Below are 8,230 nucleotides of genomic sequence, written 5' to 3'. Positions count from 1 at the left end.
GAGGCGCCTCGCCGCGGCCCGACCCGAGAATCCATAGCCGAAGACAAACAGGCGCAAGGGCTACAGCAGCTCCCGGATCGCTTGGCGGGCCGCGTCGGCCAATTCCGGCCGCGCCAGCGCGAAGGCGACGTTCGCTCGCAGGAGCCCCAGTTTGTCGCCACAGTCGTAGGTGGTCCCTTCATATTCCAGGGCGTGGAAATCCTGTGTCTTCATCAGATTGAACATGCCGTCGGTGAGCTGGATCTCCCCGCCCGCCCCGCGTTCCTGAGTCTCCAGGATCTGGAAGATCTCCGGCTGGAGGACGTATCGGCCCGAGATGAAGAGGTTGGAAGGCTCTGTCCCTGGCGCTGGCTTCTCGACCATGCCGGTCATGCGGTTCAGGCGACCTTCCTGCCCGTCCAGCGCGACGATGCCGTATTTGTGGGCTTCGCCCGCCGGGGCGGGTTCGACCACCACGATGTTGCCGCCGACCTGTTCATAGGCGCTCACTGCCTGCGCCAGGGCCGAAGTGCGGGCCATCATCAGCATATCCGGCAACATCACGGCGAAGGGCTCGTCGCCGATCACGTCGCGGGCGCACCAGACCGCATGCCCGAGCCCCAGGGGCGCCATCTGGCGGATGAAACTCATCTGGCCCGGCTGTGGAAGGTCGCGGCGTACGTCTGCGAGGATATCCAGCTTGCCTTTGGCCTCAAGGATGCCCTCGATCTCCGGGTTCGTATCAAAGTAGTCCTCGATGGCGCCCTGGCCGCGTCCGACGATGAAGACGAAATGCTCAATGCCAGCGGCTCGGGCCTCCTCAACCACATAGGACAGGATCGGCCGATCGACGACGTTCAACAGGTTCTTGGGAGTGGTTTTGGCTCCCGGAAGCACCCGGGTCCCCAGCCCGGCCACCGGCAAGACGGCTTTGCGAACACGTGCGCCCATGATGTTTCGGTTCCCCTTGCGCCAAGTTGCGGCGCGCTACTGCCTAAAGTGCTGCGGGGCATCTGGCCCTCACTTTCTGACGGCTTGTCCCAGAGCACGATGCCGAAACGCCCTAGCTGCTTAGCCTGCCGAGGCGCCCGCCGCTAAGTAAGCCATACAGTTTCGAATAAAATCCGGGAACGGCCGCGCCTCCGTTGCGACCGTTTTCTTTTGGGTGATTGGCTATTCGACCGTGACGGATTTCGCTAGATTGCGCGGCTGATCCACATCGGCGCCTTTGTGAACCGCCACGTAGTAGGCCAGCAGCTGTATCGGCGGCGAATAAACCAGCGGTGCGATGAAGGGGTCGCAGGCGGGCCCGACTATAACCTTCATATCCGGCAAGACGTGCTTCGCCCCCTCGGCGTCCGTGATCAGGATGATCGGGCCGCCTCGCGCGGCCACCTCGCTCATGTTGGCCAGGGTCTTTTCCATCAGAGGATCGCTGGGGGCGATAACGATGGTAGGCGTCGCCTCGTCGATCAGGGCGATGGGGCCGTGCTTCAATTCGCCAGCAGCATAACCCTCCGCATGGATATAACTGATTTCCTTTAGTTTTAATGCGCCTTCCAGCGCCAATGGGAACATCGGGCCCCGTCCCAGGTAGAGAACATCCCGCGCGCGAGCCAGTTCCGGGGCCAGTTTGCGGATCGCGTCTTCGGTCAAGGCGGCCTCGGCCATCAGGCGCGGCGCCTCCAGCATGACCTGGACCAACCGCTGCTCCTCGGTTGCATCGATCCGCCCGCGGGCCCGGGCCGCGGCCACCGCCAGGGCGGTCAGCACGCTGACCTGCGCCGTAAAGGCCTTGGTAGAAGCGACCCCGATCTCGATTCCGCAGTGGATTGGCCACACCACGTCGACCTCGCGGGCCATGGTGGATCCCACCGCATTGACCACCGCGGCGCTTCTCATGCCTTTGGCCTGGCAATAGCGAAGGGCCGCCAGGGTATCGGCTGTCTCGCCAGACTGCGAAATCGCAATAACCAAAGAGCCTGCGTTCAGCGCTGGCTCCCGATAGCGGAACTCCGAGGCCACCTCCACGTCGACCGGCAGACCGGCCAGCCGCTCGATCAGGTACTTGCCAAGCAGACCCGCGTAGTAGGCTGTGCCGCATCCAACGATCTGGATCCGGTCCAGCTTGGCGAACTCGATCCCGCCCGGGATGGCGGTACGGCCGGTCAGTGTGTCGACATAGGCCGCGATCGTGCGCTGGCAGCCTTCGGGCTGGTCATGGATTTCCTTCTCCATGAAGTGCCGATAATTGCCCTTCTCCATCAGTGTTGCGGACTGGGGCACCGTTTGCGCGGCACGCGTCACCGGCTTGCCAGCCTCATTGAAGACCCGCGCGGACTTGTGGTCGATGATCACAAAATCGCCGTCTTCCAGATAGGCGATCCGGTTTGTGAACGGCCCCACCGCCAGGGCGTCAGACCCAAGGAACATCTCCCCCTGTCCATAGCCTACGATCAACGGCGGACCCCGGCGCGTTCCCATCAGCAGGCCGGGCTCGCCAGCGATCATCACGACGAGGGCGAAGGCCCCGCGCACCCGGTCGAGAGTCGCCTTGAAGGCCTCGGCGGGGGGCTTGTCGGCGAGTTCGACATCCAGCAGGTGGGCCACTACCTCTGTGTCGGTATCCGTCTCGAAGATGTGGCCCGCAGCCTGCAACTCGGCCTTGAGTTCTCCGAAGTTCTCGATGATGCCATTGTGCACCAGGGTCACGCGGCCGGAGCGGTGAGGGTGGGCGTTGCCCTCGGTGGGTGGGCCGTGGGTGGCCCAACGGGTATGGCCAATGCCCACAGTAGCTTCCAGCGGGTCACCAGCCAGCAACGCCTCAAGGTTCTTCAGTTTGCCGGCGGCACGTCGGCGCTCGACGCCGTTGCCAGTGAATCCGGCAATCCCTGCCGAATCGTAACCCCGGTACTCGAGACGCTTGAGACTCTCGATCAGCCGGTCCTGAACGGAGGAGGTCCCAACAATGCCGATAATGCCGCACATAGGGCCGAGACTTTCTCTATAGTCGGGCGAGACCTGACTGGTTTCGCGCCTGATAAGGCGGCTTTAGCATCCGATGGACTACCGTCGACTAAATCTCAGTTTCGGATCGTTTCCAGATCCCTATCCGACGAGCAAACTATGAGCGATCGCACCTATTTCGGCACGGACGGTATTCGCGGCCAGGCCAATAGCCATCCCATGACCGCCGAGGTCGCGCTCCGCGTCGGCATGGCGGCCGGCAAGGTCTTCAAGTCAGAGGATGATCGGCGGCATCTTGTGGTGATCGGCAAGGACACCCGGCTGTCAGGATATATGGTGGAACCGGCGCTGGTCGCCGGATTCGCCAGCGTGGGCATGGACGTGCGGCTCCTGGGTCCGATGCCCACGCCGGGCGTCGCAATGATGACCCGATCCTTGAGAGCTGATCTCGGCGTCATGATTTCAGCCTCCCACAACGCCTATGTCGACAATGGCATCAAGCTCTTTGGGCCGGACGGCTACAAGCTGTCCGACGAGAAGGAGCTGCAGATCGAAGCTCTTATGGATCAAGGGCTGGCGGAGGGACTGGCGCCGCCTACCGCGCTGGGTCGCGTGGCCCGCGTGGAAGACTCGCAGGCGCGCTATGTGGAAATCGCCAAGGCCACGTTTCCGAGGCGCCTAAGCCTCTCCGGTCTGCGTGTCGTGATCGATTGCGCCAACGGCGCGGCCTACAAGGTGGCGCCGGTCGTGCTCTACGAACTGGGCGCCGACGTGATCAAGGTGGGCGTCGATCCCAATGGCACCAATATCAACGCTGATTGTGGATCTACTCATCCTGCCGCGATGGTTCAGGCGGTCCGGGAGTTTCGCGCCGACATTGGCATCGCCCTGGACGGTGACGCTGACCGCCTGTTGATCTGCGACGAGACCGGCCGGCTGGTCGACGGTGATCAGATCATGGCCCTGATCGCTGACAGTTGGTCGCGCAGCAACCGCCTGAGCGGCGGCGGCGTGGTGGCCACGGTGATGTCCAATCTCGGTCTTGAAAGGTTCCTGGCCGAGCGCAAACTGAAACTTGAGCGCACCGCTGTGGGCGACCGCGCGGTCATGGTGCGAATGCGCGAAGGCGGGTTCAATCTGGGCGGCGAACAGTCGGGCCACATGATCCTGTCGGACTATTCGACGACAGGCGATGGCTTGTTGGCCGCCCTGCAGGTGCTGGCGGTACTCAAGGAAAGCGACCGTCCGATGAGTGCGTTGGCGCGCCAGTTCGAACCGGTCCCGCAACTGCTGGAGAATGTCCGGTTTGCCGGCGGAAAGCCTCTGGAGGACGCGGAGGTTAAGGCCGTCCTGGCCGAGGCCGAACAGCGTCTCAACGGCTCCGGAAGGCTTGTCGTAAGGGCCTCCGGGACCGAACCGCTGATCCGCATCATGGCCGAGGGCGACGATGCGGGGCTGGTCCGTCAGGTGGTCAAGGATATCGCTGGCGCGGTAAAGAAAGCTGCGGCCTGAGAACAGGATGAAAATCCTGTAACGAAGTCTCTATCCAATCTCAAATTCCTGTGTCAGCATCGTCACATTCAACCGGCTCGATCCGGCTTGATGGTAACAAGAGTGCTTGGGAGGAATTATGCGACGTGACCTCGCATTTGGCGGCGCGGCGCGGCAGATGGAGCGGCCCGCCCGTTCGATTGCCTGTCTCGCCTTCGTTGGAATACTGGGCCTGGCCTTCTGGGCTGGCGCAGCTTGGCTCTTCCAGACGATCTTTCATCTATACGGCCAGGGCCTCTAGCCGCGTCTGGACTGAGCGCCCCGTTTCCGGATGATCGAGAACTGCATCGTAGACGCTGCGACCGCGTCACTCAGCGTCCAGAAGTCCTGCAGAATCCGGACCTCTGTTCCTGACATGACGATTGTCGACAGGGCGTCATCCACAATCCCCACGCCCGACGGCTCTAAAGTCCTGCGCGAAATCCAGTAGCCGGCGTGAGGCAGGACCTCCTCGAAGACGTCCCCAGGCATCCCATAAAGCGCAAGTTTCACCGCTCGGACGCGGTCGAGCCAAGCCGCCTCGAAGGCGACGATCCGATCTGCTGCGCCCAGAAATCGATCCCTGTCGAGCCGGGAGGTGTTCGGACCTGCCCGGAAGCAGACACGGGGGCAATCGCGCGGCAAAAGATAGTTTGGCAGGTAACTTTCGGCGACGGCCCAGACGGCCAGACCCGCGATGCCCGAATCTGGCGAGGGAACCGGTCTCGGCTCGAACCGGGCAATCGTCGAATCCTCGCTCACATGAAAGAGGCGTGGACGCACGGGATCTGCGCTTACTCGCGGCCAATGCTCGTATAGGCAAACCCGCGCGAGCGCATGTCGGCGGGCTTGTAGATGTTGCGCATGTCCACCAGGACCGGCTTGTTCATCAGAGTCTTGATCCGATCAAGATCGAGCGCCCGGAACTGGTCCCACTCTGTGATGATGACCAGGACATCTGCGCCCTGTGCCACGGCATAGGGGTCGTCCTTAAAGCTGACCCCGGGTAACAGATGTTTGGCTTCCTCACCCTCCGGATCAAAGGCCTGAACGCGGGCGCCCTTGTCCAGCAGGGTCGGAATGATTGCCAGCGAAGGCGCATCGCGCATGTCGTCGGTGTTGGGTTTGAAGGTCAGGCCAAGAATGCCCACGGTCTTTCCCTTGAGATCGCCGTCGGCGGCCTTGATCACCTTGCGCGCCATGGCCCGCTTGCGCTCGTCATTGACCTTGACCGTCGTTTCGACCAGTTCCAGCGGCGCTCCGGCGTCACGCGCGGTCCGCACCAACGCCAGGGTGTCCTTCGGGAAACAAGAGCCTCCGTAGCCCGGACCGGCGTTGAGGAATTTTCCACCGATCCGACCGTCCAGACCAATGCCACGGGCCACCTGCTGGACGTCGGCGCCGACGGCTTCGCAAAGGTCGGCCATTTCATTGATGTAAGTGATCTTCAGCGCCAGATAGGCGTTGGCGGCGTATTTGATCAACTCCGACGTCCGGCGGCTGGTGAACAGGATTGGCGTCTCATTGAGATAGAGCGGGCGGTAGAGCTCGCGCATGATCTCCTGGGCGCGCGGCTCGGTGGTTCCGACCACCACCCTGTCCGGCCGCTTGAAGTCCTCGATGGCGGCGCCTTCACGCAGGAACTCGGGATTTGAGACGATGGCGACATCGGCGTCGGGGCGCACCCTTTTGAAAATGGACTCGATTTCGTCGCCGGTTCCAACTGGCACCGTGGACTTGGTGACCACCACCGTGAAGCCCTGAACAAGACCCGCGATTTCCTCGGCGGCGGCGTAGACGTAGGAAAGGTCCGCATAGCCATCGCCGCGCCGCGACGGCGTGCCAACGCCAATGAACACCGCGTCGGCCTCGCGGATTGCCTGGGTCGCATCCGTGTCGAAGAACAGGCGGCCCGCCTTGACGTTGGCGGCCACCAGCAGATCCAGACCTGGTTCATAGATGGGAATCCCACCGGACTTCAGGTGCGCGATCTTTGCGGCGTCCTTGTCGATGCAGGTCACCGTGTGGCCAAAATCGGCAAAACAGGCCCCGCTGACGAGGCCCACGTACCCCGTCCCGATCATCGCCACGCGCATAATCAACTCTCCTGGAACGCGGCTCCCCCGGGGCGAACCACAACGTCAGTACAGATGCGGCGCCGTCCCTGGCGCCGCGGCTTGTTCAAAGATCTAGATTTCCTGGTTGTAGGCGCCCACCTGCGACCGCCTCGTAAGCCGGGGTTTCACTTCCTGGTGGAAGAGGGCCCGCATGTCGTCCTCGGAACGCGTACTTTCTACGACGACGACGATCTCGGGCTTGTTGGAGGAGGCGCGGACCAGTACCCAGGAGCCGTCTTCCAACGCGACCCGAACCCCATTGACGGTAATCAAGTCGACGATCTTCCTTCCCAGGATCGTGCCGCCGTCCTTCGCGAATGCGGTGTATTCGGCCACGACATCGTCGACGACGCCGTATTTTTCCTCGTCGGCACAATGCGCGCTCATGGTCAGCGACGTATAGGCGAGGGGCAGGGCCCTCTTGAGATCCGAAAGTTTCTTGTCGGGATTGCGGTCCAGCATGGCCAGGATGGCCGCCGCAGCAACCAGACCGTCATCATAGCCGCGTCCGATGGGCGGGTTCATGAAGAAGTGGCCGCTCTTCTCGAAACCCGCCAGCGCACCCAGTTCGGCCGTCTTGCGCTTGATATAGCTGTGGCCGGTCTTCCAGTAGACGGTAGTGGCCCCATTCGCCTTCAGCACCTCGTCAGTGGCGAACAGGCCGGTGGACTTCACATCGACGACGAAGGTTGCGTTTGCGTGCAGATAGGAGAGATCGCGGGCCAGCATTAGACCGATCTTGTCGGCGTAGATCTCCTCGCCCTCGTCGTCGACCACCCCGCAGCGGTCGCCGTCTCCGTCAAAGCCCAGCGCCAGATCGGCCCCATGCTCTCGCACGGTCCTGGCCATGGCGTGCAGCATGATGCTGTCTTCGGGGTTCGGATTGTACTTGGGGAAGGTGTAGTCGAGTTCGCAGTCCATTTCGATCAGATTGGCGACGCCCATATCGCGCAGGGCTTTCGGCGCGAAGGCCCCGGCAGTGCCGTTGCCGCAGGCGGCCACCACGGTCAGCGGCCGCTTCAGGCTCAGCCGTGAGGTCGCGTCGGTGATGTAGCGTTCCGCCACGCCCGCGATGTGCGCCAGGGTTCCCCCGGGGCGTTGCTCCCACCGGGCGCCGAGTACTAGCTCCTTGAGCCGGCCCATCTCCTCGGGTCCGAAGGTAAGGGGCCGTTGTGCGCCCATCTTGACGCCGGTCCAGCCGTTTTCGTTGTGGCTGGCGGTGACCATTGCGACGCAAGGTGCATCCAGGTCGAACTGGGCGAAATAGGCCATCGGCGAGACGGCCAGGCCAATATCCAGCACCTCGCAGCCGGCTGCGACCAGACCGATGGTCAGCGCCTGCTTTACCGAAAGAGAATAAGAGCGAAAATCGTGACCGACCACGATCCGTCGCTGGCCCATCTCATGAATCAGCGTGCCCAGGCCCAGCCCCAGAGCCTCGATGCCCAGCAGATTGATATCCGGCCCTAGAACCCAGCGGGCGTCATACTCCCGAAAGCCTGTCGCCTTCACCAGCGGATAGTTCTCGTAGTCCAGTGTGTTGGGGCGAAGGTCGGCGCGGGGGGCGGGCAGCATCATGGACTCCGGCATGTCGTGAGAGAGGCCATAAGGGCTTCACCCAACTGAAGGCTTAACAG

At 62.7% G+C, this 8,230-nt stretch carries 7 protein-coding genes; 2 read left to right on the top strand and 5 right to left on the bottom strand.

Annotated features, from left to right (window positions below; all coding sequences use genetic code 11):
• Nucleotides 1-60: 60 nt before the first annotated feature.
• Both ACIQ3B_RS01425 and glmS read right to left on the bottom strand, forming a co-directional pair.
• Nucleotides 61-930 (bottom strand): UTP--glucose-1-phosphate uridylyltransferase, encoded by an 870-nt coding sequence (locus ACIQ3B_RS01425; RefSeq protein WP_397399431.1) that lies wholly within the window; start codon nt 928-930, stop codon nt 61-63.
• Between the two features lie 222 nt (nt 931-1,152).
• A complete protein-coding gene (gene glmS, locus ACIQ3B_RS01420; protein ID WP_397399429.1) occupies nt 1,153-2,967 on the bottom strand; it encodes a glutamine--fructose-6-phosphate transaminase (isomerizing) in 1,815 nt (604 codons plus the stop codon).
• Between the two features lie 138 nt (nt 2,968-3,105).
• On the opposite strand from glmS, the gene glmM reads away from it, so the two are divergent.
• Both glmM and ACIQ3B_RS01410 read left to right on the top strand, forming a co-directional pair.
• The gene (gene glmM / locus ACIQ3B_RS01415; RefSeq protein ID WP_397399427.1) at nt 3,106-4,458 is read left to right on the top strand and encodes a phosphoglucosamine mutase; all 1,353 of its coding nucleotides are present in this window, start codon (nt 3,106-3,108) and stop codon (nt 4,456-4,458) included.
• Between the two features lie 118 nt (nt 4,459-4,576).
• Nucleotides 4,577-4,738 (top strand): hypothetical protein, encoded by a 162-nt coding sequence (locus ACIQ3B_RS01410; RefSeq protein WP_397399425.1) that lies wholly within the window; start codon nt 4,577-4,579, stop codon nt 4,736-4,738.
• Here ACIQ3B_RS01410 and ACIQ3B_RS01405 read toward each other — a convergent pair.
• From ACIQ3B_RS01405 to ACIQ3B_RS01395, 3 genes are all read right to left on the bottom strand, one after another.
• Entirely contained in the window at nt 4,735-5,259 is a 525-nt protein-coding gene (locus ACIQ3B_RS01405) for a DUF6886 family protein (protein WP_397399422.1), read from the bottom strand. The genes ACIQ3B_RS01410 and ACIQ3B_RS01405 overlap by 4 nt on opposite strands.
• A gap of 11 nt (nt 5,260-5,270) precedes the next feature.
• Nucleotides 5,271-6,572, bottom strand: coding sequence for a UDP-glucose dehydrogenase family protein (locus tag ACIQ3B_RS01400; protein ID WP_397399420.1), 1,302 nt, complete (start codon nt 6,570-6,572; stop codon nt 5,271-5,273).
• A gap of 93 nt (nt 6,573-6,665) precedes the next feature.
• Complete coding sequence (locus ACIQ3B_RS01395) at nt 6,666-8,168, bottom strand: phosphomannomutase/phosphoglucomutase (RefSeq protein ID WP_397399437.1); 1,503 nt, start codon at nt 8,166-8,168, stop codon at nt 6,666-6,668.
• Nucleotides 8,169-8,230: the final 62 nt, after the last annotated feature.

Source organism: Phenylobacterium sp. (assembly GCF_044358365.1).
In the GTDB taxonomy this organism is placed as follows: Bacteria; Pseudomonadota; Alphaproteobacteria; order Caulobacterales; family Caulobacteraceae; genus Phenylobacterium.
This window is presented reverse-complemented; position numbering and strand designations above follow the sequence as displayed.

Excerpts from the sequence above, each read along its gene's own strand:
- ACIQ3B_RS01425 (WP_397399431.1), bottom strand. The coding sequence starts at position 930 with ATGGGCGCACGTGTTCGCAAAGCCGTCTTGCCGGTGGCCGGGCTGGGG.
- glmS (WP_397399429.1), bottom strand. The coding sequence starts at position 2,967 with ATGTGCGGCATTATCGGCATTGTTGGGACCTCCTCCGTTCAGGACCGG.
- glmM (WP_397399427.1), top strand. The coding sequence starts at position 3,106 with ATGAGCGATCGCACCTATTTCGGCACGGACGGTATTCGCGGCCAGGCC.
- ACIQ3B_RS01410 (WP_397399425.1), top strand. The coding sequence starts at position 4,577 with ATGCGACGTGACCTCGCATTTGGCGGCGCGGCGCGGCAGATGGAGCGG.
- ACIQ3B_RS01400 (WP_397399420.1), bottom strand. The coding sequence starts at position 6,572 with ATGCGCGTGGCGATGATCGGGACGGGGTACGTGGGCCTCGTCAGCGGG.
- ACIQ3B_RS01395 (WP_397399437.1), bottom strand. The coding sequence starts at position 8,168 with ATGCTGCCCGCCCCCCGCGCCGACCTTCGCCCCAACACACTGGACTAC.